The sequence below is a fragment of the Nocardia nova NBRC 15556 genome, assembly GCF_001613005.1.
GTDB classification, from domain to species: domain Bacteria; phylum Actinomycetota; class Actinomycetes; order Mycobacteriales; family Mycobacteriaceae; genus Nocardia; species Nocardia nova.
On sequence record NZ_BDBN01000001.1, the window covers coordinates 119,517 to 143,813 of the forward strand.

General features: G+C 66.6%; 22 protein-coding genes and 1 tRNA gene. 14 read left to right on the plus strand and 9 right to left on the minus strand.

Going from position 1 to position 24,297, the window contains the following annotated elements:
• Nucleotides 1-18: 18 nt before the first annotated feature.
• Both NN2_RS38030 and NN2_RS00525 read right to left on the minus strand, forming a co-directional pair.
• Nucleotides 19-1,155 carry a helix-turn-helix domain-containing protein gene (locus NN2_RS38030; RefSeq protein WP_218021976.1) on the minus strand — a complete coding sequence of 379 codons (1,137 nt, stop codon included), beginning with the start codon at nucleotides 1,153-1,155 and terminating at the stop codon, nucleotides 19-21.
• A gap of 151 nt (nucleotides 1,156-1,306) precedes the next feature.
• Nucleotides 1,307-1,726 carry an NUDIX hydrolase gene (locus NN2_RS00525; RefSeq protein ID WP_063009274.1) on the minus strand — a complete coding sequence of 140 codons (420 nt, stop codon included), beginning with the start codon at nucleotides 1,724-1,726 and terminating at the stop codon, nucleotides 1,307-1,309.
• A gap of 98 nt (nucleotides 1,727-1,824) precedes the next feature.
• On the opposite strand from NN2_RS00525, the gene NN2_RS00530 reads away from it, so the two are divergent.
• Nucleotides 1,825-2,568 (plus strand): TauD/TfdA family dioxygenase, encoded by a 744-nt coding sequence (locus tag NN2_RS00530; protein ID WP_063910621.1) that lies wholly within the window; start codon nucleotides 1,825-1,827, stop codon nucleotides 2,566-2,568.
• A gap of 1,158 nt (nucleotides 2,569-3,726) precedes the next feature.
• Here NN2_RS00530 and NN2_RS35910 read toward each other — a convergent pair.
• Entirely contained in the window at nucleotides 3,727-4,920 is a 1,194-nt protein-coding gene (locus NN2_RS35910) for a competence protein CoiA family protein (RefSeq protein WP_082856614.1), read from the minus strand.
• A 280-nt stretch (nucleotides 4,921-5,200) separates the two neighbouring features.
• On the opposite strand from NN2_RS35910, the gene NN2_RS36830 reads away from it, so the two are divergent.
• The 3 genes from NN2_RS36830 to NN2_RS00555 all read left to right on the plus strand — a co-directional run bounded on the left by NN2_RS36830 (nucleotide 5,201) and on the right by NN2_RS00555 (nucleotide 8,043).
• Nucleotides 5,201-6,184, plus strand: coding sequence for a hypothetical protein (locus NN2_RS36830; protein WP_156511176.1), 984 nt, complete (start codon nucleotides 5,201-5,203; stop codon nucleotides 6,182-6,184).
• 337 nt (nucleotides 6,185-6,521) lie between these two features.
• The gene (locus NN2_RS36835; protein ID WP_156511177.1) at nucleotides 6,522-6,695 is read left to right on the plus strand and encodes a hypothetical protein; all 174 of its coding nucleotides are present in this window, start codon (nucleotides 6,522-6,524) and stop codon (nucleotides 6,693-6,695) included.
• A 22-nt stretch (nucleotides 6,696-6,717) separates the two neighbouring features.
• Complete coding sequence (locus NN2_RS00555; RefSeq protein ID WP_082856615.1) at nucleotides 6,718-8,043, plus strand: site-specific integrase; 1,326 nt, start codon at nucleotides 6,718-6,720, stop codon at nucleotides 8,041-8,043.
• A 99-nt stretch (nucleotides 8,044-8,142) separates the two neighbouring features.
• On the opposite strand, the gene NN2_RS00560 is transcribed toward NN2_RS00555, so the two are convergent.
• Nucleotides 8,143-8,215: transfer RNA gene (locus tag NN2_RS00560), tRNA-Ala, on the minus strand.
• An 89-nt stretch (nucleotides 8,216-8,304) separates the two neighbouring features.
• Nucleotides 8,305-9,021 carry a uracil-DNA glycosylase gene (locus tag NN2_RS00565; RefSeq protein ID WP_063009455.1) on the minus strand — a complete coding sequence of 239 codons (717 nt, stop codon included), beginning with the start codon at nucleotides 9,019-9,021 and terminating at the stop codon, nucleotides 8,305-8,307.
• A gap of 460 nt (nucleotides 9,022-9,481) precedes the next feature.
• Between NN2_RS00565 and NN2_RS00570 the strand changes: the two genes are divergently transcribed.
• From NN2_RS00570 to NN2_RS00595, 6 genes are all read left to right on the plus strand, one after another.
• Complete coding sequence (locus tag NN2_RS00570; RefSeq protein WP_030515188.1) at nucleotides 9,482-9,925, plus strand: GyrI-like domain-containing protein; 444 nt, start codon at nucleotides 9,482-9,484, stop codon at nucleotides 9,923-9,925.
• Nucleotides 9,922-10,353: an effector binding domain-containing protein gene (locus tag NN2_RS00575; RefSeq protein WP_030515189.1), complete on the plus strand. Its 432-nt coding sequence runs from the start codon at nucleotides 9,922-9,924 to the stop codon at nucleotides 10,351-10,353. The genes NN2_RS00570 and NN2_RS00575 overlap by 4 nt, the downstream gene beginning before the upstream one ends.
• Nucleotides 10,354-10,907: 554 nt before the next feature.
• Nucleotides 10,908-12,722 (plus strand): putative bifunctional diguanylate cyclase/phosphodiesterase, encoded by a 1,815-nt coding sequence (locus tag NN2_RS00580; protein WP_051755924.1) that lies wholly within the window; start codon nucleotides 10,908-10,910, stop codon nucleotides 12,720-12,722.
• Nucleotides 12,723-12,731: 9 nt separating this feature from the next.
• On the plus strand, nucleotides 12,732-13,787 hold the full coding sequence (locus NN2_RS00585) for a GAF domain-containing protein (protein WP_063009288.1): 1,056 nt from the start codon (nucleotides 12,732-12,734) through the stop codon (nucleotides 13,785-13,787).
• Nucleotides 13,788-13,885: 98 nt separating this feature from the next.
• On the plus strand, nucleotides 13,886-15,013 hold the full coding sequence (locus NN2_RS00590) for a glycosyltransferase (protein WP_030515192.1): 1,128 nt from the start codon (nucleotides 13,886-13,888) through the stop codon (nucleotides 15,011-15,013).
• An 84-nt stretch (nucleotides 15,014-15,097) separates the two neighbouring features.
• On the plus strand, nucleotides 15,098-15,994 hold the full coding sequence (locus NN2_RS00595) for an SDR family oxidoreductase (RefSeq protein WP_063009290.1): 897 nt from the start codon (nucleotides 15,098-15,100) through the stop codon (nucleotides 15,992-15,994).
• Nucleotides 15,995-16,001: 7 nt separating this feature from the next.
• On the opposite strand, the gene soxR is transcribed toward NN2_RS00595, so the two are convergent.
• Nucleotides 16,002-16,562: a redox-sensitive transcriptional activator SoxR gene (gene soxR / locus NN2_RS00600; protein WP_063009292.1), complete on the minus strand. Its 561-nt coding sequence runs from the start codon at nucleotides 16,560-16,562 to the stop codon at nucleotides 16,002-16,004.
• A 147-nt stretch (nucleotides 16,563-16,709) separates the two neighbouring features.
• On the opposite strand from soxR, the gene arcA reads away from it, so the two are divergent.
• The gene (gene arcA / locus NN2_RS00605) at nucleotides 16,710-17,936 is read left to right on the plus strand and encodes an arginine deiminase (protein ID WP_063009294.1); all 1,227 of its coding nucleotides are present in this window, start codon (nucleotides 16,710-16,712) and stop codon (nucleotides 17,934-17,936) included.
• Between the two features lie 6 nt (nucleotides 17,937-17,942).
• Complete coding sequence (locus NN2_RS00610) at nucleotides 17,943-18,308, plus strand: GntR family transcriptional regulator (RefSeq protein ID WP_063009296.1); 366 nt, start codon at nucleotides 17,943-17,945, stop codon at nucleotides 18,306-18,308.
• 12 nt (nucleotides 18,309-18,320) lie between these two features.
• On the opposite strand, the gene NN2_RS00615 is transcribed toward NN2_RS00610, so the two are convergent.
• Entirely contained in the window at nucleotides 18,321-19,982 is a 1,662-nt protein-coding gene (locus tag NN2_RS00615) for a dolichyl-phosphate-mannose--protein mannosyltransferase (RefSeq protein ID WP_063009298.1), read from the minus strand.
• 169 nt (nucleotides 19,983-20,151) lie between these two features.
• On the opposite strand from NN2_RS00615, the gene rsmI reads away from it, so the two are divergent.
• Nucleotides 20,152-20,997, plus strand: a complete 846-nt coding sequence (gene rsmI / locus NN2_RS00620; protein WP_063009300.1) for a 16S rRNA (cytidine(1402)-2'-O)-methyltransferase — start codon at nucleotides 20,152-20,154, stop codon at nucleotides 20,995-20,997.
• Between the two features lie 76 nt (nucleotides 20,998-21,073).
• Here the strand turns inward: rsmI and NN2_RS00625 are convergent, their stop codons facing one another.
• Complete coding sequence (locus NN2_RS00625; RefSeq protein ID WP_063009302.1) at nucleotides 21,074-21,721, minus strand: TetR/AcrR family transcriptional regulator; 648 nt, start codon at nucleotides 21,719-21,721, stop codon at nucleotides 21,074-21,076.
• Between the two features lie 16 nt (nucleotides 21,722-21,737).
• The gene (gene metG, locus NN2_RS00630; protein ID WP_030515200.1) at nucleotides 21,738-23,300 is read right to left on the minus strand and encodes a methionine--tRNA ligase; all 1,563 of its coding nucleotides are present in this window, start codon (nucleotides 23,298-23,300) and stop codon (nucleotides 21,738-21,740) included.
• 113 nt (nucleotides 23,301-23,413) lie between these two features.
• Here metG and NN2_RS00635 point away from each other — a divergent pair, with 113 nt between their 5' ends.
• Nucleotides 23,414-24,250: a TatD family hydrolase gene (locus tag NN2_RS00635; protein ID WP_063009304.1), complete on the plus strand. Its 837-nt coding sequence runs from the start codon at nucleotides 23,414-23,416 to the stop codon at nucleotides 24,248-24,250.
• The last annotated feature ends 47 nt before the right edge of the window (nucleotides 24,251-24,297 follow it).

Sequence of the window (24,297 nt, forward strand, 5' to 3'; positions counted from 1 at the left end):
GCCCTGTCCGCAAATCGGCTACCGTGCGGTGAGCCTTGACTGGGTGCGTTCGAGGGCTGCTCGTCCCGCGTCGACCAAGTCGAACAGGCCAGCCTTCGCCCCCGCGCGTACGGCGCGCTGGATCTGGTGGGGCAGCCGATGACGTTCCGCGGAGTCGATTGCGTCGGTGAACGCGTCGACGGCGCCCTCGACGTCCCGGCTCTCCACGAGGACTTCGCCCGTGGTCACCCGCTCGATGATGTACCACTGTGGCGCAGCGGGTCTCCCGGCCTGACGGTGGACCAGTCCGCAAGCTGGCATGATCCGTCCGGTGCCCATGAGTCCGCGAAGTTCGATCTCTCGCAGCGTGAACGGCTGGAACAGCAAGCCGCTACCGGCGTTTTTGTCGAGCAAGTTGCGGTAGTCGCTCAGCGCGTTGTCGAATCGCTCGGCGTCGCCGAGTTCGCCTGCTGCTCGGCACATGAAGGCGAGAGCACTGCCCTGGTCGGCTGGTTCGTTCGACAACTGTAGGGAGTGGTCGAGTCGGGCGACCGCGGCGCCGGGGTGGCCGGCCTTTCGCAACTCATTCCCATGCATTCGAAGGGCAAGTGCGTAGAAGTTCGGATCATCAAGGTGGGCAGCTATTTTGACTGCGAGTCCGGTCCATCGGGCCGCGGAAGACAGACGCTCTTCGGGCAACACGGTGCCGAGCGAGACTCCGAGTGCGACGCGCGCTCGCGCGAGTAGTGCCAGGCTGTCGCGTTCCATGTGTCCTTCGGCTGCCCGCGCTTCCAGACGCGCGACCAGGGGCCATAATTCGTTGACCGCTTCGACCGCCCGACCTGCCTGTCTTGCGATCTCGGCGAGACGCACGGTGCTGTCACCAAACTGGAGCATCGTCCGGTACTCGGCATCGTCGACGTCGGTCACGCCGAGTACATGCGCAGGCAGTGAGAGGCGAGCGGCTATATGCCTACGGGTGCCGACATCGCTGATCGCTCGGCGACCCGTCTCGAGCATGGACACGTACGACTTGTCGTAGCCCAGCAATTCCGCCAGAGCCGCCTGGCTCGTGCCGTTGATGCGCCGGTACGCCCGGAGGATCGTGGGCAAGTCCCTGGTCGCTATCGCGGTAGAGGCTTCCGGGGTAGCCCACAGCCAGACCGCGGACGTCACGGTGGAAGCCTGGACGACCGAGTGGCCACGATCGGCGTTCGTCGCGCACGTGGGGCATACGGGACCGTCGGTGTATCGACTGACCGTCACACCGCACGACGCGCACCTACTGTCGGCCACTGGTCCACCCCCTAGACGCTTTCTGCTGTCCTCAGTTGCGTGCCCTCAGTTGCGCGAACCACGTCATGATCGACCGCTTGTAGCCGTCAGGCATGTTGAGCGCGGCTATCTCCTTCTCGGCGAACAAGCCAACCTCTTTGTGTTCGTGGGAGAGCACAGGCTCAGCGTCGGTGTCCGGGTAGCAGCCATAGGTCACGATGAACACGTGCCGTTCGGCCTCGTCGATGTAGTAGATCCACGAGTCGAGAATCGGTCCGGTCGTGACCGGCCACTGTGTCTCTTCGGTGATCTCGCGGGCCACGCACTCTTCCGGCGTTTCGTCGGGTTCGATTCTGCCGCCTGGCAACTCCCACTCTTCGCGCTCGTTCTTCAGCAGCAGCACCCGCCCGTCACGCACGACGACGCCCTTGATCGAGATCGAGTACATGTGCGGCACGTATCCGGAGGTCATGCCCGCGACGCTAGCACCGCGTCGAGCCGCTGGTCGGACGGTTGGCGGTGACAGTTTGTCAGTGGACACAGCAAACGCGCGGAGCGCACGGTTTCAGCATGATCGTTGACGTACAGCAGGATTGGGCGGCACGGGTGGCGACGGACCTCGCCACTGACGGGATAGCCCGATTCGACAGGATCCGCTCACGCGCGCAACTGGTTACGTTGGGAGCGTCCCTCGGGCAGATTGTCCCGCACCGGGACAGCGACCGTGACGGCGTCACCGCGCTGCAACACCGGGCGGGACTCGCGCAGCGGCTCGGATTCGAGGGATTCGGCACCGGAGCCCTACCGCCTCACACCGACCGGTCCGGAGTGCTGGAACCGCCGGCGCTGTTGCTCGTTCTCTGTGGCCGCAAGAGCACGACCGGCGGCGAGTGCATCGTCATCGACGGGCGCGCGGTGTACGACGATCTCGCGCGAACTGAACCCGACGCTGTGCAAGCGCTGACGCAACCTCGAACAGCGTTGTTCGGCGGCGCCTCCGGCTATCTGGGCTCGGTTTTCGAGCACGCTCAGGGCGGACGCATCCGGATCCGATACCGGCGTGATGACCTGGTGAAGTATTCACCCGAGGTCCGGCGATGGCTGCCGACATTCGACGCCGCGATCGACCGCCACACCGCCAGGTTCCCCCTCGAACCGGGACAGGGCTACGTATTGCACAACCATCGGTGGCTGCACGGACGGGCAGCGTTCACGGGCGAACGAGTCATGTACCGGCTCAGTCTGAACCCTCACCCGGAGTTCGCCATACCGTCCGGGTTCGCGGCGCCTGGTGTGCTGGGGGTGGCCTCGTGAACGTCGACTACGCGACCGTTCGACTCGCGATCCGATTCGAGAACGGGTCGGACGAACCGAACGACTACCCCCACTATGACCACTGCGCATTCGACCCTGGCCCGCTTACTATCGGGCAGGCACAACGTCTTACGCAGATCCACCTGCACAACGAATCGGTGAAGTGCCGGCAGAAGGTGGCGGCGTTGCAGGTGCTCGAATCCGCGGGCCGGTTGCATCGCTCCACCCGCCGGAGGTGACGTGGTGCCCTACTTGGTCAAAGTGCATTGCTGCGGCGCCCACTGGATCGCGCACGTGCCAGCCATCGACCGTTGGACTCTCGTCCGCGATAAGCGTCAGATCAGATCCACCGTCCGCCTCATGGTCGCCGACGTCGCGGGCGGGACAGCGGATGCCGTCGGTTTGGACTTGGCCGCCGGGCGGGCGGTGGCAGATGCCGCGGAGTTCAGCGCGGGTGCTGGCAACGCGGAGCGCTGGTCGCCGAGCGCCGCATGCGGACGATGCCAAGTCAAGTTAGGTCAGTGAGTCGACCAGTCAGAGACGAGACCTGAAACATCCGCTCGTGCAATGGGTTATGTGTGCGTCGACCTGGTACGCACGATCCACGGGCTGAACTCGAGGATGAGGCAGATCGCAGCTCATCTCGGATACCACTACGCAGGGCTGACCAGGAGTAATGGTCTTACCGTCCCCGAAGCTCTGCTGGATTACGCCACATCGCACCGAATTGAACTGCTGATCGTGCCCGACCTGGGGCACTTGCGCGGACGCATACCGCCTGACCTCGCCGAGATCACCGATATCTACGACATCGCGACCGGACGAACACATGACCGGCATGGGGCTACGTGCCGCCGGATACGGATATCACGAATCCGCTGGCGATATAGTGCGGTTGACAGTCTGTTCCAGCAGGTCAGGTGATGAATTCAATGTGCCGTCAGTGTGTCAAGACGGGCAAGCAGCGGCCGGATTCTGTAGGACTGCTCGGACAGAATCCGGCCGCCGAACCGGACTGATTGGACCGGCGCACGCGGGCGAGACACAATCTCGGTCACTCGTAATGAAACGTCGAGGGCCGAATCCTCACACCCAGCAAACGATATGCATTCGGTGCGGAGGTGCGATTCATCCGGCCAAGCCGTTCGGGTGTTCTTCCTAAAAGAGTGGAATCTGGTCCGGTGTGGACATCGCATCGTGGTCCTGTGGGCTCGGTTGGGCGTGGTGGGATCGTGTGCACGGGGTGATGGTGTCCGCGTTGACGGTTGGTGAGAGTAGGTAGCCGCAGGTGGTGCAGTGGATGGTTGGTCTTGGGCGGGGACGGCGAAGCGAAGGCGCGTCTCGGTAGTCGGGGTGATGGCCGGCGGCAATGAAGGTGTTCTGAAGTTCGATCCATTTCAGTTGAGCGATTGTGCCGGAGCGCGGCGGCTGTGGAGTTTTTGTTGGGGGAGTGGCGGTTTGCGGGCTGGGTGGAGGGGCGCCAGCCGAGGTTCGGGGCGTTACAAGTTCGCGAGGGCGCCGTTTGATTTGCTCGATACGGTCATGGCGCAGACGTTCGTCGGTCAGTTGCTGCCGCAGGCTTTGCGGGATCGGGATGCCCGATTGGGTAAGCGTGAGCTCGGTCAGCGGGTGCGTGGCGGCGGTCAGTCTGTCGCCGATGCAGGGCGGTAGGTGTCGGATGGCGTAATCGGTGTCGTCTTGAGGTGTGTCGCCGCTCGCTGGCGGGCTGTGGGGTTCTGCCAGCATCAGATTGACGAGCTCGCGGGCGGGGTCGATGGTCCACAGTTGCTGGTCGATGTTCGGTTCGCGGAGGACGATCCAGTGGGTCGGTGTGTCTGGGTGCCAGATCCAGACGTCGACGATGCCGTTTCTTCGGTATGCGTCGTGCCGGCCTTGCCATTGCTCGTCGGTGAGGGAGTAGCTCTGGACTTCCAGCGCGACCTGGCTGCCGTCGGCGAAGAACACGCGGACGTCGCTGCGGCGTTCGTTGCGGGGTAGTGCGACCTCGTTTCGGACCTCGACAACACCGGGTTGTGTCCTCGCCCATTCTGCGAGGAGGGTTTTGCTGGTCAAGTGCCACACCGACTCTGGGCTGTGTTGCCCGCCGCCGGGTGCGAGCCCGGCCGGGTGCGCGAAGTGTGGTCGTCGTTGTCCGTTGGGTCGACCCCGCACGATGAGGGGGACGAGTTGGTTGTGCTCGGCGTAGCAGAGTGCGCACACCAGTGTCCGATCGCCGCTGTAGCCCTTGCGGCGGAGTGCGTGCATCTGGGGGCTGGCGGCGCTCTGGGGTGCGGGCGCGTAGCAGCCTCGGGTGAGGTCCAGCGCGACGGTGAGCAGGTCGGAAGAACTCATGGCAGGACACCTCTTGTCGGAGACAGGCGATGGCCCCGCCCTGAGAGGGGAGGGCCTGGTCGTGCCGCGGGTTCGCAAGAGAGGTGAATGAAATGAGTTATGCGCGAGAGAAAGTCACGTTCTGCGTGTGCAGGTGAGGGGCGCTAGGTTGTCTGCTCGTTGTGTTCGTCGTGAGGTGTGCGGCTTCTTCCGATAATACGTGGCGGTCATGTGGTTGTCGATGCCGAAACGTTGTCGGATTGCCGAAAACTGTTGTGCCGCAGGGCGTCATAGTTGGTAGATGGGGGATCTCGAGGAGCATCAATCGACGGTTTCGATGCCGGAGGCCCGTCGAATCGACACCACGCCACCGACCATCGTTCGGGCCGAAGATATTCCAGCGATGCGACATACATGGCCGAGCGGTGTGTTGCGATGTGCACACTGCGACGCTGTGGTGCATCCGGTGTATTCACCGCCGAAGGAAAAGTCTCGTCCACAGCGGCCCTACTTTCGGCGTAAACCCCTGCGAGGGAGCAGGAATCAGCACGACGAGCAGTGCGTCTACAACATCGATGAGCGGATTCGTGTGATCCGTGCGGACAGCGGTGGAGCGTTGGTTCGAGAACGCTCGGCGGGGCCTCCGAGGTATCGGTTGGTGGTGCCGGAAGCGTTCGGTCCAGCCAACGGGAATGAAAGCGCCGGCGGCGGGCTGTCTGTCGCGGAGCGGCTGACCCAGGTGCTCAACACAGCGGCGAAGATCGCTGCGCTGTTGGAGGACTATGCCAGCCGTGGTGCCGAGGTGAATACCGAGTGGAGCGCTGAGTGTCGTGGTGAGCGTGTCGAATGGCTCAATTTCCTATACATACCGCAGCGAATATGGGTGCTACGCAACCGTTTATCCGAACCGGAGACGACGCTCACCCACCCCACCGCGGTGATCTTCCTGGCGCAGGAGCCCCGTCGCCGCCGGACGCCGTTGCCGGACGGAACGATGTGGGACTACCGTGCGGCGAGGTACGCCGTGCCGCCGGATCCCGGGCAGCCGAAGTCGGAGAAGCTGTTCGTCGGTGGCAATGAAGACGTGGTCGGCGAGGCATTTTCGGCCGGGTTGAACAAGTACTACCTCGGTTACGGTATGTGGTCCCGATTCAGCTACACGGAGCAATTTCCACCACGGCTGACCTTGCGATTGCACCACACAACGCAACTGGTTCAGGTCCGCGAGGAGTTCGGCCGCGGCGCATTCGCGCGGTGGCGGGATTGGCGCCGCCTTCATGAATAGCTGAGCGGCGCAGTCGCCCCGCCGCTCGGTGCACGACAGTCGATGCGCAGCTTGACTGCCTGCCGGTATCGTGGCGTAGGCGAGGAGCTGGCTGGTCTCTGAACAGACCTGTCAGGAGTTGTCGTGGCAAAGGAACGCTCGTCCTCATTCCCCGCGAGTCTGTGTGCCGTCGTTGCGCGGCGCCCTTATCCGAGCGGTCGAAACCGAACCTCGATCTCCATGATCGACGGACCACCCGCTGGATTGGCTAATTCTCAGCGAACATATCTCGCTTGATCTTGACCGCGATCCGATGTCTTCTGAGGCGGAGTATCCGGCCAGGCCGATCCGGCGATGGGTGACCACCAACGCAGCCGCTGCGCATATTCAGGTGCATCCGGAAGTCCTTCGGCGCTGGAACCGGCAACGAGACAGATATCCGTGGCTGCCCAAGCCTAAGCGTGTGGGGAAGGACTTTCGTTGGGATCTCGATGCTTTGGATGCGGCGCTGGATGCGCTGGACGAAGAGTGAGACCGGCTGATCGGAACTGGCGATGACGCGAGGGAGGCCGGCGCGGGCGATCGGGGTTCCCGGTTCGCCGATGCTGACGGAGTTGTCGCCGGGGCATTGGTGTGCTCGGCTTCTGGTGCGCGATGCGTCCGGGCGGCGGCGTGACCTCAAGCGGGTGTCGCCGGTGCGGCTCGATGCGCGTGGCCGGAAGATTCCCGACCGCAACGGCTCTCGGGCACTGGATGAGGTTTTGGCTGCGGCGGCCATGATCCGGGTCGACCTCGGCGGCGAGTTGTCGGAGTCGACGACGGTTCGCAAGCTGTGGCTGCTGTATCGCGCGTATCTGGAGGAGCAGGGGCGTGCGCCGGGGACGCTCGAGCGGTACGACGTGGTGGCGGAGTTGTTCAACACCGCGTTCGGTGAGCGACGGCTGCTCGAGGTCACGACGTCGTCGGTCGAGGCGTTCCTGAAAAGCCTTGGCGCTGCCAAAGGGCCTTCATCGATGCGGACCGGACGCAATGTGCTGTCGGGGATGTTCCGCTACGCAGTCCGCAAGGACGCGCTCAGCGTCAATCCTGTCCGAGAGTCGCAGTTGACCAAGAACATCGAAGCCAAAGGCCGCACCGGCGGCGCTCGCGACATCACCATCGAGGAGCTGCGGTTCATGCTCGCGGCGGTGCGGACCTCGCGGCTGCCGTGCCCGCGCAAGCTGTCTCGCGCGGAACGCAATCGCGGGACGCCGGTGAAGTCATACACGGCGCCGACGGTCTGGGACTACTGCGAGAGCACCGATTTGGCCGATTGGGTGACCCTGCTCGCGGCTACCGGGCTGCGCCGCAGCCAGACGCTGGGTCTGCTCTGGTCGGATATCGATCTCGATGACTGCACGCTGCGCGTGAGCGGCAAGGTTGTCCGCGTGAAGGGCCAAGGCCTGGTGCGGGTGGAGAAGGACGACGATCCGAAGAACCGTCGCGGAGTGATCGCGCTGCCGGAGTTCGCGGTGGAGATGTTGCGCCGCCGCAAGGTCGCGCTGGCCGCCCGCAGACTCGCGTCACCGCCGGATCCGAACGCGACGGTCTTGGATCTGGTCTTCCCGTCCACGGTGTGGACGCTGCGCGATCCGCAGAACGTCGGCCACGAGTGGCAGCGAGTCCGAGACGCCTTGGGCATCCCGGAGGACGTCACCGCCCACAGTTTCCGCGGCGCGGTCGCCACGATCCTCGACGACGCCGGTCTGTCGGCCCGCGTCACTGCCGACGTTCTGATGCACGTCGACCCGGCCATGACCCAACGCCACTACATGGCCCGAGGCCGAGCCCACCGAGCAGCTGCGGATGCGCTGGACAGAGCCGTCAGCGGACAGTTCTGACGCACCACGCGCAGCGAATTAGTTGGGACTTTGTTGGAAGAACCGACCAACGAGGTAGGTATTGGGGCGGAGGAAACCCGCCCTGACCTGCAATCAAAGTGGAGCTAAGGGGAATCGAACCCCTGACCTTCTCGATGCGAACGAGACGCGCTACCAACTGCGCCATAGCCCCGTGGCTCGTTTCCGGGCCAACGGAGGAGAACTTTAGCAGGTGGCGGCCGGAGATTCCGAATCGGCTGGTCGATGTGGGGAAATGCGGGGTCAGGTGGGTTCGGGGGTAGGTGGGGTGAGGTGGAGGCCGGCGGTGGTGGCGGCTTCGCTGAGGACCTTGCGGAGCATGGCGGGGGTGAGGCGGCCGGTGAAGGTGTTCTGCTGGCTGACGTGGTAGCTGCCGAACAGTTCGAGGCGGTGGCGGCCGGGCCGGGCGGGGTCGATCGAATAGTGGACGCCGTGGCCGAATCGGGGGCGGGGGCGGGGGACCTGCCAGCCGGCCGCGGTGAGGGCGGGCATGAGCGCCTGCCAGCCCCAGGCGCCGAGGACGACGACGGAACGGACTGTCGGGGCGAGTAATTCGAGTTCGTTGATCAGCCAGTGCCGGCAGCGATCGCGTTCGTCGATGGTGGGTTTGTTGTCCGGGGGCGCGCAGTGCACGGGGGCGGTGACGCGGGTGCCGAGCAGCCGGAGGCCGTCGTCGCGGCGGGTGGCGGTGGGCTGGGTGGCGGCGCCGATGGCGTAGAGGGAGGCGAAGAGCACGTCGCCGCTGCGGTCGCCGGTGAACATGCGGCCGGTGCGGTTTCCGCCGTGGGCGGCGGGGGCGAGGCCGACCAGCAGCATGGCGGCGTCGGCGGGGCCGAAACCGGTGACCGGGCGGCCCCAGTAGGTTTCGTCGCGGAAGGCGGCCCGCTTCTCGCGGGCGACCTGCTCGCGCCAGGCGACCAGTCGCGGGCAGGCGCGGCATTCGGTCAGTGCCGTATCCATGGCCTCGAGGTCGGGATAGTCGGCGGATGCCGCCGCGCCGGCGTTCGGTGGTTCGCTGCGGCTGGTGCGACGCACCATCGGTCCTCCGTTCGGTCGATGCCCCTGCGAGTCTGCCCGTTCGGTGGCGGTCGTGTCACACCTACCCCTTCCGATAGCTGACCGTTTGCGATCTACGCCACGCCGTCCGGTATCTGCCGATTCGTGGCATGTGGGCGATTCGTTCGATCCGGCGCGAGGTGTTCGCGGTGGCGACGAGAATCCCCGATTCCCGGGACGGAGGCCGCTGTCGGTCGAAAAGCCGACAGGTCGCTGGTACCGGACCGGTCGGATGATCAGCTGTCCCGGCAGCAGACGTGCAGGTCCGTAGCTTTCGATGTTGATAGCATGGCGTTTCCAGCCGGACGGTCCGCCGCAGCACCGGTTGCGCGGCCCAACGCGATCACATCGAGAGAGTTCTTGCATGCAGTTCGAAATCGTCGAGCGGGACGAGACGTGGGTCGCCGGGCTACCGGTGCGCAGTCCGAAACGTGCCCTCGGAGAACTGCGCGATCGTGATCTCGAGGCCGCCTGGGCCGCCGTCCTGCATCAGGAACTGGGCGGCCCGCTGGCCTGCTCCTATACCGATTACGCCCACGATCTGGGCACGTTCAACACCCAGATCGTCGGCTACGAATGCCTCTCGTTCGACCGGGTGACGCGCGGGCATATCGTGTCCCGTCTGCCCGCCGGCGCCTATGCGCGTTTCTCCGCTGTCGGCAATTTCCCGCAGATCATGACCGACCTGTGGACCCAGATCGCCTACGCCGAGGAACACAATCAGATCAAACGCACCTTCACCGGGGATTTCGAATGCTATCCGCACGCGTACAAGATCGATCTGTACCTGGCGGTAGACCCCCGATGACGTATTCGATCGTGGTCCGCGACGCGGCCATCTACGGCGGTCTGGTGGTGCCGCGGGTCCGGCCGAGTTTCAAGGTCAGCAACAGCGAACTGATCGAATTCCTGCGGGACCGGCTGCGCGATCGTGAGATCGGCGGTCCGCTCTACACCGTGTACGTGCCCGACCCGGCCGGAAATTACAACGTGCTGGTCAGCTACGAATATCAGGCGCCGAAACAGGTGCCGGTCGGCGATGTGATGATTCGCGTCCCGAAGGGCGTATATGCCCGATTCGAACCCAACGGTGATTATCACGATCCGGTCGAGGACGTCTGGGCTCAGGTCGACGACGCCACCGCGTCGGCCGAGATCACCCGCGCTTATCGCGAGGAGATCGAGGTGTGGCGTGGTCCCGACCGGCTGGAGTTGTTCATCTCAATTCTGGTGTGATTTTCGGTTGCCAACGGGTAACCAAATGGGAACCGGGCGGTCTTTTTGTTCTGTGCGGTGTATGACACCGACTGGATGACCTCGATCGATACCGTGCGCCGCGCTCAGGTTTCGGAAGATTTGCCGGACATCTGGTCAATTCCGGAGGGATGACGGATACTTCCCTAGGTGGCCATACCCGACACCGGCGGTACCGCATGCCGAGCGGAGGTGGCCGAAAGATCGCGCCGCGCCGCGCAGCAACAGAGTAGGAACCGTATGACTGGGCTGGATGTCGCACCGGAGGCGCTGCGACGATATGGCTGCTGACCACCCTGTGCGACCCCGCCGGACGGGCCCCGTCGCGGTCCTCGGCGAATTCTCCGCCGCACCTCTCCGCGAACTCACCGCGATTTCATCGCAATACGTCGATACACTAGCGTCGGTTCAGGGCGAATTCATCGACGCTCGGGGCGTGGACGTCCTTCCCTTGACATGCCGTGGATAGCGCGATCGGAGACAAGGTGCCTCGGCGAACACTCGACTCGTTGGTGACCCAGGTCGCCGCGGAGTTGATGGGTGTCGACGCCACGACGATGGTGGCGGCGACCGAACGAGTGCTGGCCAAACTGGTCGACTACTTCGACGTCGATTTCAGTTTCGTCCGCCATACCGACCGGGAACGCCGGGCGACGGTCCTGGTCGCCGAATGGCCGCAACGCCAGGACGTGCCCGACCCCGACCCGCTGCGGGTGGTGTATTTCGAGCAGGCCGATTCGGTGTTCCGAGCCGTCGAACACGCCACCGAACCGATGATCGCCCGCCCCACCCCGGAATTCTCCGACTATCAGGAGACGATTCGCCGTTCCGGACTGAGCGATGTGACGACCGCGACCGTTCCGCTGATGTCGCGCGGTGAGCCGACCGGATTGCTCGGATTCATGAAACGGGGCGATCGGCAGTGGAGCACCCGGGAGATCAACGTCCTGAAGGCGATCGCGGCGCTGCTGGCGCAATTGCAGGCCCGGGTGGTGGCCGAGGAACGGCTGCGCTACATCGCCCTGCACGACGACCTGACCGGACTGGCCAACCGGCGCGCCCTGCTCGAACATATGGAGGAGCGGCTGCGGCCGGGCAGTTCGGGACCGGTCGCCGCATTCTTCCTCGACCTCGATCGGCTCAAGGCGCTCAACGATTTTCTGGGGCATACCGCCGGTGACAATTTCATCCGCACGCTGTCGGCGCGGCTGAAGGAACACCTCGATCCGAACGACATGATCGCGCGGCTGGGTGGCGACGAATTCGTCATCGTGCCGGCCAAACCCGTGGATCCGGTCGCGGCCGAACTCGAGGCGACCCGGATTCAGCAGTTGATCACCCGCCGGGTGTCGGTCGGCGGCGAAACGGTCAGTCGCGGCGCGAGTGTGGGTGTGGCGCTGGGCATGCCGGGCGAGACCACCGTCGCGGATCTGTTGCGCCGCGCCGACCACGCGTTGCTGTCGGCGAAATCCGGCGGGGGCAACGGGGTCGCGGTGTTCACCGACGCCATGCGCGCGCAGTTCGAACTGCAGGACGACGTCGAGTTGAATCTGCGCGGCGCCGTCTCCGACGGTTCGCTGCTGCTGCACTATCAGCCCGAGGTGGACCTGCGGACCGGGCGCATCGTGGCGCTCGAGGCGCTGGTGCGCTGGCAGCATCCCACCCGCGGGCTGCTGCCGCCGGGTGCGTTCGTCGGGGTGGCCGAGGCGACGAATCTGGCCGGTGAACTCGGTCGCTGGGTATTGCGCACGGCCCTGGCGCAATTCGCGAAATGGCGGCGCGCCGGGCTGGCCTCGAACGTGGTGATCCGGATCAACGTCTCACCGGTGCAGTTGGTGAGCCTGGACTTCGTGGAATGCGTCGAGGATGTGCTGCGCCGGCACGGAATCGACGGCAGTTCGGTATGTCTGGAGATCACCGAGCACGTCGTGGTCTCGGATCTGACCCGCACCCAGGTGACCTTGCGCGGACTCAAGCGCATGGGCGTGCAGATCGCGATCGACGATTTCGGCACCGGCTACAGTTCGCTGTCGCATCTCAAGGCGCTGCCGGTGGACGCGGTGAAGATCGACCGCGGTTTCGTGCAGCGGCTCGGCGCCAGTACCGACGATCTGGCGATCGTGAAATCCATTGTGGGACTTGCCGGTTCGTTCGGTCTCGGGGTGGTCGGCGAAGGCGTGGAGACGGCGGTCGCCGCGCGCACCCTGGTCGGCCTGGGCTGCTACCGGGCGCAGGGCTTCCTCATTGCGCGGCCGATGCCCGCCGACGAGGCCGAACCGCATCTGGCGGAGGGGCGGATCCCGCTCGACCTCGAACTCCCGCGGGTTTCCCGTGGGGCGCATCGGATCTGATTCCTCGGTATGGCAGGCGCCGAATCCGTGGGTTCGCCATGGCTGCTGGTGGAAACGCTCGCGCCCGCGAATGGTCCGACCATCGTCGCCGACGGGTCGCGCGTCCGGGAATGGACGAGTTTGTCGCGCGCCGGGCGCTCGCTCGGGGCGGGTGCCTCCGCGCTGGCCGCCGCTGCCGTCGATACCGCGGCAGCGGCCGTTCCGTCCGCGACGTCCGGGGCGGTCACGGCCGACGGCTGGATCGTGTTGTCCGAGGGCGGCTGGACCGCGATCGCGGTGCCGGTCTTCTGTTCGTTCGGGGCGGTGCACGGGGTGCAGCTGTGGGTCGGCGCCGAGGGACGGCGACCGCCGCCGCGGCGCGCGGTCGCGGCATGGGACTGGGATTCCGATACCGAACTCGCCCACCACGGCCCCGGCCTGGAGGAACTCGCCTTCGCCCGCGCCCCCGACCAGGTGCGGGTCGTGCGCACGCCGCCGGAGGTGTTCGGGCGGATGGTGCGCTTCGACGAGCGGATGGCCTACACCGCGGTGGTGGCGGGCACCGACCCGGCCGGGCGCTGGCAGGGGGAGCTGGCGATTCGCGGTGACGACGAGATGGTGCGCAACTTTCAGCTGGTGATCCGGGTGCATCGCGAGGATCCGCATCTGGCCGCCTCGACCCGCACCGCGCACGTCACCCGGGCGCTGCTGCACGAGATCACCGACGTCAGCCCGCCGCGCCCGGATACCGATCTGGCGATCACCCGGGCGGTGTCGCGGTCGGCCGACGCCGGTGTCGGCTTCGTCGAACTGGCGATGGGGCTGGTGTACGAGTGGATCAGTCCGCCGCCACCGCCGCTGGAACGGTGGAGCACCGAACGGCCGGTCGTGCATCCGGATGATCAGCGGGACTACCGGGCGGCGTTCGCGGCCGTATTTGCCGGTGAAATCGACTCCCCGGCAAGAAAACTCGTGTTTCGGCTGCGGTTCGAGGACACCGAATGGATCTCGGTGCGCGCCGAGCTGTCGCGCTTGGGGTCCGAGCGCGCCCACGGCATGATCCGGGTCCGGCCCGCCGCCGGGTGACGCGTCGTGACAGGGCGGTGCGGGCGGTTGGTGCATCCTTCGGCGAGTATTCATCCGGTGTTCGTCCCGCCGGTTCGCGGGGCGGGAACGATCGGCGCGTGCGCATCGCTCAGCTGGCGAACTTCTACGGGCCGCGTTCGGGCGGGCTTCGCACCGCACTGCATCATCTCGGCGCCGGATATGTGGCGGCCGGGCACGAGGTGGTGCTGATCGTTCCGGGCGCGCGGCGGGACGAGGAGGTCCTGCCCAACGGTGTGGTGCGGATGACCGTGCCGGCATTGGGGATTCCGTGGACGGGCGGATATCGCGCGGCCGATCCCCGTCGAGTCGCGGATCTGCTGGCCGGGCTGGCGCCGGATGCGCTCGAGGTGTCGGACCGGCTGACGCTGCGGGGGTTCGGGCGGTGGGCCCGCCGCCGGGATGTCGCGTCGGTGATGATCTCGCACGAGCGCCTCGACCGGTTGCTCGGCCAGGTGCTGCCCACCTCGGTCGCACGGCGGGCCGCCGACGTCGCCAATCGTCGCACCGCGGCCGACTACGACATGGTGGTCTGCACCACCGCGTTCGCCCGCGCGGAATTCGACCGGATCGACGCTCCGAATGTAGCCCTCGTCCCGTTGGGTGTGGATCTGGAGTTGTTCGCGCCGCATCGCCACGATCGGGCCCTGCGCGCGCGGCTCGGGGGCTCGCATCTGGTGGTGCACTGCGGGCGGCTGTCGGTGGAGAAGCGGGTCGATCGCAGTATCGAGGCCGTGGATCAGCTGCGCCGGGGCGGGGTGAACGTGCGGCTGGTGGTAGCCGGAGACGGGCCGCGCCGCGACGCGCTGGTCCGGCAGGCGCGCGGTGTGGCCGCGCTGCCCGACGGGCGTCCGGGCGTACATTTCGCCGGATTCATCGACGACCGAACGCATTTGGCGACCCTGCTGGCCAGTGCGGATATCTCGCTCGCACCCGGGCCGCACGAAACCTTCGGGCTGGCCGCGCTCGAGGCGCTGGCCGCCGGCACCCCGGTGGTGGCCAGTCGTTCCTCGGCGCTGGCCGACATCGTGACCGCCGAATGCGGGGCCGTGGCCGCCGATCACCCGTCGGCCTTCGCCGAGGCCGTCACCGATGTGCTGGCCCGTCCGGCGGCGCAGCGACGGCGCGCCGCGCGCTCACGGGCCGAACAGTTTCCGTGGCCGGTCGCGGTCGCCGGGATGTTGTCGGTATTGCGCGGATTGTCGTAGCCGTCGCGTGCCCGTGCGGCCCGGTACGGATGCGGTGTGTCGGGGAACACGTATGCTCCAGGGCAACGGAGATAGTCAGTCCGGATGCCGGCCCAGCACCGACATCACACCGCAGAGCATTCGAGGAACGGCGTGCGTGATCGCTTGAAGTCCGTGAGCGGCAAGAAGACTCTGGTCACCGGCGCGGCCAGCGGAATCGGTCGGGCGACCGCGATCGCCGCCGCCGCGCAGGGGGCCGAGCTCGTCCTCACCGATATCGATGCCGCCGGACTCGCGGACACCGTCGAGGAGATCGGGCGCACCGGTGGCAAGGTGCTGGAATCGCGGGCTCTCGACATCAGCGAGTACGAGGCGGTCGCCGCCTTCGCCCGGGACGTGCACGCTCGGCACGGCAGCCTGGACGTGGTGATGAACGTGGCCGGCATCTCGGCCTGGGGCACCGTCGAGAATCTCGAGCACCGGCACTGGCGTTCGCTGGTCGACGTGAACCTGATGGGCCCGATCCACGTCATCGAGAGTTTCGTGCCGGAGATGGTGCGCGCCGGTCGCGGCGGGGCGCTGGTCAACGTGTCCTCGGCCGCGGGGCTGCTGGCATTTCCCTGGCATGCGGCCTACAGCGCCAGTAAGTACGGGTTGCGCGGCGTATCGGAGGTGCTGCGTTTCGATCTGGCCCGGCACGGGATCACGGTGCATCTGGTGGTGCCCGGCGCGGTGAACACCCACCTGGTGCAGACCGTCGAGATCGCCGGTGTGGACCGCGACGATCCGCGAATCCAGCGGTACGTGAAGCGTTTCCAGTCGCACGCGGCCTCACCCGACCAGGCCGCGCGAGCCATCTTCCGCGGCATCGAGAAGAATCGCTTCCTCGTCTACACCTCGTTCGACGTGCGCTTCGGCTACTGGTGGGCGCGAAAGTTCGCCTGGCCCTACGAGTTCACGATGCGTCGCGCCAACGACCAGTTCAACCGCTTCCTGCGCTGAGCGGGACTCATCCGCACATCTTTTCGGCGCACCCCGTCACGTCGGCGTCCTCGGCCACGTCCGCACGGCTCGCCGAGGCCGGGTTCTCGCATCCCTCGCCTTTCGTGCAGTCGATGCTCACATCCAGCGTGCGCGCGCCCGGGCCCTCGTCGCCGAGCCGGTCGTGATAGTTGACGATGCGGCAGCTGCCCAGGGACAGGCAGCCGCAGCCGATGCAGTCGGTGAGGCTGTTGCGCAGCCGGGTGAGCTGTTCGATGCGCTGATCGAGGTCGGTGCGCCACGTTACCGACAATCGTTCCCAATCCTTGCGATTGGGGGTGCGCCCCTCCGGTAGGGTGTCGAGAGCCTTGCGAATTTCGCTGAGCGGAATTCCGACGCGCTGCGAGATCCGGATGAATGCCACCCTGCGCAGCGTTTCCCGTGAGTACCTGCGCTGGTTTCCGCTGGTGCGGCGGCTGGCGATCAGGCCCTCGCGTTCGTAGAAATGCAGTGCCGACACCGCGACGCCGCTGCGTTCCGACAGTTGGCCTGGGGTGAGCTCCTTGGCTTGCCACGTCGTATGCTGCATACCTCAACGATACTTCAGGTTTTTGGCGGCCGGGCGAGAACCGGGAACTTCGCCGCCGCGCAGCGGCCGATATCGGCGGGCGCCGGATCCGGCCCGGTCGGCGAACAATTCCGTGCCAACCCGGCGGCGGCCCATTACGGTCGGGATATGGGACCAGAGGCTGTGCCCCCGGCGCGACCGTTTTCCGTGACGACCGAGGTCGGGACGCTGCGCGCGGTACTGCTGCATCGCCCGGGCGATGAGCTGCGCCGACTCACGCCGCGCAACAACGATCAACTGTTGTTCGATGCCATCCCCTGGGTGGAGCGGGCTCAGCAGGAGCATGAGATCTTCGCCGACGTGCTGCGCGGCCGCGGCGTCGAGGTGCTGTTGCTCGCCGATCTGCTCACCGAGACGCTCGCGGTCAGCGGCGCCGGACGCAGTATGGGCATCACCGCCGCCGTCGACGCCCGCCGCATCGGTTACGCCCTGGCCGAGGATCTGAAGACCTATCTGCGCGCGGTGCCCGCACCGGATCTGGCGCGAACTCTCATGGCCGGCATGACCTTCGACGAATTGCCGTTCGAACCGGATGCCGCCTCACTGGTGCGGCGCATGCACCAGGGCACCGATTTCGTCATCGATCCGCTGCCGAATCTGCTGTTCACCCGCGATTCGTCGTTCTGGGTGGGGCCCAAGGTGGCCATCACCTCACTGGCGCTGCCGGCCCGTGCCCGCGAAACCTCGCTCACCGATCTGGTGTACGCGTTCCATCCGCGCTTCCTCGGCGTGCGCCGCGCCTACGAATCGCACACCGCGCCGATGGAAGGCGGTGACGTCCTGCTGCTTTCGCCCGGTGTGGTCGCGATCGGGGTAGGGGAGCGCACCTCCCCGGCGGGGGCGGAAGCCTTGGCGCGCAGTCTCTTCGACGACGCCCTCGCGCATACCGTGCTGGTGGTGCCGATCGCGCAGAACCGGGCCACCATGCACCTGGACACGGTGTGCACCATGGTCGACCGCGATGCGGTGGTCATGTACCCCGGTGTGCAGAATTCGTTGCGCGCGTTCACCATTCGGGCCGACGGCGATTCGGTGCGGATGAGCGGGCCGGACCCGTTCCTGCCCGCCGCGGCCGAGGCGATGGGCATCGACAAACTCCGGGTCATCGACACCGGGCTGGACGGGGTGACCGCCGAACGGGAACAGTGGGACGACGGCAACAACACCCTCGCACTGGCGCCCGGGGTCGTGGTGGCCTATGAACGCAACGAGAATACGAATACACGGCTGGCCGACGCGGGCATCGAGGTGCTGACCATTCCGGGATCCGAACTGGGTTCCGGTCGGGGCGGGCCCCGCTGCCTGTCCTGCCCGCTGTCGCGTGACGAGGTGTGAAAGCCGATGCTGGATATCCCGGTCGACCATCAATCGACGGTGCCGCCGTACGAACAACTGCGGCTGGGCATCATGGCCCGGGTGCAATCCGGTGAACTCACCGCCGGTACCAAGATTCCGACCGTGCGCGCGCTCGCCGTCCAGCTCGGCTTGGCGCCGAACACCGTCGCACGCGCCTACCGCGAACTCGAACAGGACGGTGTGCTCGAGACCCGGGGCCGGCTCGGGTCGTTCATCGCCTCCTCCGGGGATCCGACTCGCGACGCGGCCGGGCGCGCGGCCACCGAATACGTTGCCGCGGTGCGCCGATTGGGTCTCGACGACGAGGCGGCGCTGCGCTACGTGCGGGCCGCGCTGGGCGAGACCCCGTAGCCGGATCGAGCCTCAGCGCCAGCTGGGCAGCCAGAGGTGGTCGTGCCAGTTGCTCGGCGTGATCGGCAGGGCGGTGAGGATGGGCCACAGCCAGATGAAGTTGGCGATCACCAGACCCAGATACAGGCATACCAGGAGTAGTCCGAGGCTCCGGCGCTCGCCGGCCAACGCGAACCATCGTCCCGACCGGGCCCGCACGAGCGGTGCCGGGCCCAAGATGTCACCGAGCGTCAGGGCCAGACCCATCACCAGGAACGGCGCCATCGGAACCGCGTAGAAGTAGTACATCTGCCGGTCCAGGTCCGCGAACCACGGCAGCAGCCCGGCGCCGTAGCCGACCAGCATCGCCGCGTACCGCCAGTCGCGCCGGGTCGCGGTGCGCCACAACGCCCAGGCGAGCATCGGCAGCGACAACCACCACATCGCCGGTGTGCCGATCAGCATCACCGCCTTCACGCAGACCGACTGCCCGCATCCGGTCACGCCGTTGTCGGCGTAGTAGTACAGCATCGGGCGCAGGCCCATCGGCCACGACCACGGCTTGGATTCCCAGGGATGATGGTTACCGGCCGAATTGGTCAGGCTTTCATGAAATTTCAGCGATTCGGCCTGGTTGTGCCATAGCGAGCGCAACGCGTCCGGCACCCACGACCAGGTGCCGCCGGCGCCTACGGCATTGCCCACCGAATAGCGGTCGTAGCCGTCCTCGCTGGCGAACCAGCCCCAATAGGACGTCAGATAGACCAGCAGCGGAATCAGCACCAGCGCATACAGGGCGGGTCCGATATCACGGACCGCCGTACCGACCCAGGGGCGCGGCACCCCGTAGGCCTTGCGCGCGGCCACATCGAAGCACACCGTCATCAGCCCGAAGAACAGGATGAAATACAGGCCCGACCATTTGGTTCCGCACGACAATCCCAGCAGCAGACCGGCTCCGAACCGCCACCATCGCACCCCCAGTCGCGGGCCGAAGGCGCTGAATGCGATGGCGGCGCTCCCGGTGCCCTCCGTGGTTACGCGCGCTGCCGCCTCCGGGCCCGTCGCTCGCGCCGCGGGCGCTATTCGGCCCTCGGCGTCGGCCCGGGCGAGGCGCGCCCGCATCTCGTCGCGGTCGACGATCAGGCAGCCGAAGGCGCCGACGACGAAGACCGCCTGGAAGATGTCGAGCATGCCGATGCGCGAGGACACGAACGTCACGCCGTCGGCGATCAACAACACGCCCGCGATCGCGCCGATCAGCGTGGACCGGGCCATCCGCCGGGTGATGCGGATGACCAGCAGGACCAGCAGCGACCCGAAGACCGCCGCGGTGAAGCGCCAGCCCCAGCTGGTGTAGCCGAATATCGCTTCGCCCAGCGCGATCATCTGCTTACCGACCGGCGGATGGACCACCAGCCCGTAGGCCGGGTTGTCCTCGACCCCGCCCCCGGTGAGCATCTGCCAGGCCTGCGGTGCGTAATGCTTCTCGTCGAAGACCGGGGTGCCGGCGTCGGTCGGGTAGTTCAGCATGGTGAACCGGGTGACCGCGGCGACCGCCGTCAGGAATATGGTGACCAGCCAGCCCCGGGCCCGGTCGGTCGGTCCGAAATCGGGTGCGGGGCGCAGCGGCGCCGGACTGGACAAGGCCGGGCCCGCGCCGATCGCCGGTCGCGTATCGGTCAGCTGGGTCACGCTCCGATCGTATGCGGTGTGCGGCGGTGGGCTGCGCGGCGGTGAGCCGACCCGCACGGCGCACCTGCGGACTCGGGCGCGATTGCGCACCCGGGTAGCGTTTGCCCGGACCGGGCGCGGGTGCGTGGTGGCCGGTCCGGATGGTGGGGCGGCGGTGGAAAGGACGGCGATGGGCGAGCACGACGGGCGGTTGGTGCTGGCGGCGACGCCGATGGGCGATATCGGTGACGCGTCGCAGCGGTTGCGCGACGCCCTGGCGAGCGCGGACGTCGTGGCCGCCGAGGACACGCGCCGGACCCGGGCCCTGGCCAAGGCGCTCGAGGTGGAGATCACCGGACGTGTGGTGAGTTTCTACGATCACGTCGAGGCGGCGCGAATCCCGTTGTTGCTGGACGAGATCGAGTCCGGTAAGACGGTCCTGCTGGTCACCGATGCGGGGATGCCCTCGGTCAGCGACCCCGGCTACCGGATGGTCGCGGCATGTATCGAACGGGATCTGCCGGTGACGTGCCTGCCCGGCCCCTCGGCCGTCACCACCGCGCTGGCCCTGTCCGGATTGCCGATGGAACGGTTCTGCTTCGACGGCTTCGCCCCGCGAAAGTCGGGGCAGCGCAAGCAGTGGCTCGCGACCCTGGTCACCGAGCCGCGCGCGGTGGTGTTCTTCGAGGCACCGCACCGGCTCGCCGACTGTCTGGCCGATGCGGCGGAGGTCCTCGGCCCCGAACGCCGGGCCGCGGTGTGCCGGGAGCTGACCAAGACCTACGAGGAGGTCGTGCGCGGCGGACTCGGTGAGCTGGCGGCATGGGCCGTCGAGGGTGCGCGCGGAGAGATCACGGTGGTGGTCGAAGGGGCGCAACCGGTCTCGGCCGATCCCGTCGATCTGGTGGACGAGGTGGAGGAACTGGTCGCCGACGGAATTCGCCTCAAGGACGCGTGCGCACAGGTCGCCGCGCGTGCGGGCGGGGTGTCGCGCCGCGAACTCTACGATGCGGTCCTGGCCGCCCGCGCGGAATAGTCCCGGGGCGCCCGCCTGCCGCGGTTCGGTGGCACCGTCGCCGCCGTGCCCGGCGCGAGCGCAGGAGCCTCGCTCGCTACGCGTGCACCGGTGCCGGCGCCAAACCCAGTGCGGCGTTGGCGAATTCGATGAAGGTGGGCGCTAATTCGGGTACGCGCTGTGCGCCGTCGCGGACCAGGACACGGCGGGTGCGCTCGCCGATGGCGTCGGGCACCAGCGCGATCAGCTCGTCCGACAGTTCCGGTATCCCGGGGTCCGCGGCGCGGGCCTTGTCGTGATATTTCCGGTACATGGTCGTGAACCGGTCCAGCGCCATGTCCCGGAAGTCGGTGCTCGCTTCGCCGACCAACAGAGATTCCACCAGGATCAGCCGCGCGAAATCCGGTTCGGACGCGATCACCGCGCAGAACGTGGTGATCACGGTGGCGATGCGGCAGCGCGGATCGGCATCCCGGGGCAGTTGTGCCAGTTCGTCGACGATCCGGGCGCGGATCATCTCCATACCCGTGTGGACAGCCTCGACGAAGCAATGCTCTTTGTTGCCGAAGTGTTCGTAGAAGGTGCTTCGCGATACGTGGGCACGGGCGACGATATCGGTGAGTGTCGTCGCGGAAAAGCCACGGGCGCCGACACATTCGACCATCGCGCCGATGAGTCGGCCCCGAGGGGTGCCGAGCGCCTGTGCGCGAACGCTGCGGTGGCGCTCGGCGAATTCCGCATCCATAACCGGCTCCGGTCGCCTACTTGGGTTCGATGTACTTCGGGAACACCGGCTCCGGCGCGGGTAGGGCCAGTCCGGCCTCGATCGGTGTGGCGATGTCGGCGAAGGTGCGCGCGGTCTGGCCGAGTTGGTCCAGAATCCGCCCGGCCGAACCCGGAATCACCGGCTGCACCAGGATCGACACGATCCGCAGCACCTCGAGGGTTACGTACAGCACGGTCGCCTCGCGGGCCACGTCCTCGGGCGTGCCCGATTTGGCCAGCGCCCACGGCTGCTGTGCGGAGAAGTACTTGTTCGTCTCGCCGAGGGTCAGCCAGATCGCCTCGAGCGCCAGATGTAGTTGCTGGCCGTCGAATTCGGTGCGGCAGCGCTCCAGCAAGCCGTTCGCGCGATCGAGCAGCTCCCGGTCGGCCTCGGTGAATTCGCCGGGAGTCGGGACGGTCGAATCGAAGTCGCGCGCCACCATCTTCAGGCTGCGCTGCACCAGATTGCCGTATTCGTTGGCCAGGTCGGTGTTGATCCGCCCGACGATGGCGTCGTGGCTGTAGGAACCGTCCTGGCCGTAGGAGATTTCGCGCAGCAGGAAGAACCGCACGGCGTCGAGGCCGTACTGGTCGACCAGCGCCAGCGGGTCCACCACATTGCCGACCGATTTCGACATCTTCTCGCCCTTGTTGAACAAGAAGCCGTGCACGAAAACGCGTTTCGGCAATTCGATACCCGCCGACATCAGGAAGGCCGGCCAGTAGACGGTGTGGAACCGGGTGATGTCCTTGCCGATGATGTGCACATTCGCCGGCCAGAACCGTTGGAAGGCGGCCGAATCGGTATTCGGGAATCCGACACCGGTCAGATAGTTGGTGAGCGCGTCCACCCACACGTACATCACGTGCGCCGGATCACCGGGCACCGGCACACCCCAGTCGAAGGTGGTGCGCGAAATCGACAGATCCTTCAGGCCGGCCTTCACGTAGCTGACGATTTCGTTGCGCCGGGTGGCGGGCAGAATGAAATCCGGTGTGTTCTCGTACAGTTCGAGCAGCCGGTCCTGATATTTCGACAACCGGAAGAAGTAGTTCGACTCCTCGGTCCATTCCACCGGGGTCCGGGTTTCGGTCGCCAGTCGCGTCCCGTCCTCGGTGACGGTGGTCTCCTCCTCGGTATAGAAGGCCTCGTCGCGCACCGAGTACCAGCCCGAATAGGTGTCGAGGTAGATATCGCCGTTGGCCTGCATACGCTCCCAGATCGCGATGCTGGCGGCGAGATGATCCTCGTCGGTGGTGCGGATGAATCGGTCGTAGGAAATGTCGAGCGCCTTGTCCATGCGTTCGAACACATCCGAATTGCGCGCGGCGTATTCCTCCACGGAGACGCCAGCGGCGCGCGCGGCCTGCTGCACCTTCTGGCCGTGCTCGTCGGTGCCGGTCATGAAGAACACGTCGTAGCCGTCGAGCCGCTTGAACCGGGCCAGCGTATCGGTGGAGATGTACTCGTAGGCATGGCCGATATGCGGCGCGCCGTTGGGGTAGGCGATCGCCGTGGTGATGTAGAAGGCCGGTGACGTGCGTTCGGGTGCGCTCATGGTGTGTCCACTCTAATCCGCCGCCGATAATCCCTCGCGTCGATATCCCGTCGTCCACTCCTCGCTCCCGCCGGGTTCACCTGCCGTCGGTGCGGTGTGTCTAATCTGGTCCGATGCCCGGTAAACGACCCGCACCCGAGCCGCCCGAACCGCTGTCGCCGTTGATCGACGCGCACACCCATCTCGATGCCTGCGGCGCCGAGGACGCGGAATCGGTTGCCGCCATGGTGGATCGGGCCGCCGCGGTCGGTGTCGGCCGGGTGGTGACCATCGCCGACGACCTGGATGCCGCCCGCTTCGCCGTCGACGCCGCGCACTGGGATCCGCGTGTGTACGCCGCGGTCGCACTGCATCCGACCCGGGCGAACGCCCTGGACGATGCCGCCCGCGCCGAACTGGAGAAGCTGGCCGCCGACCCCCGCGTGGTCGCCGTCGGCGAGACCGGGCTCGACTACTACTGGCCCGGCAAACTCGACGGCTGTGCCGATATCGAGGATCAGGTGGAGGGCTTCCGCTGGCATATCGACCTCGCGAAACGGCTGGGGAAGCCGTTGATGATCCACAACCGCGAGGCAGATCACGACGTGCTGGCGGTCCTGCTGGACGAGGGTGCGCCGGACACGGTGATCTTCCACTGCTTCTCCTCCGACGCCAATATGGCGCTGGCCTGTGTGGCCGAGGGGTATCTGCTCAGCTTCTCCGGGACGGTGAGCTTCAGGAACGCGCACGAATTGCGCGAGGCCGCGAAGCTGGTGCCGGACGAGCAGATCCTGGTGGAGACCGATGCGCCGTTCCTGACGCCGCACCCGTTCCGGGGCGCGCCGAACGAGCCGTACTGCCTGCCCTACACCGTGCGCGCCCTGGCCGAACTGCGCGAACAGGATCCCGCGGCACTGGCCGAGATCACGACCGCCAATGCCGAGCGGGTCTACCGGTTGCAGCGGGGCTGAGGCCGCACGCGTGCGGTGCGTCACATAACTCGCGACCGGAATGCGAG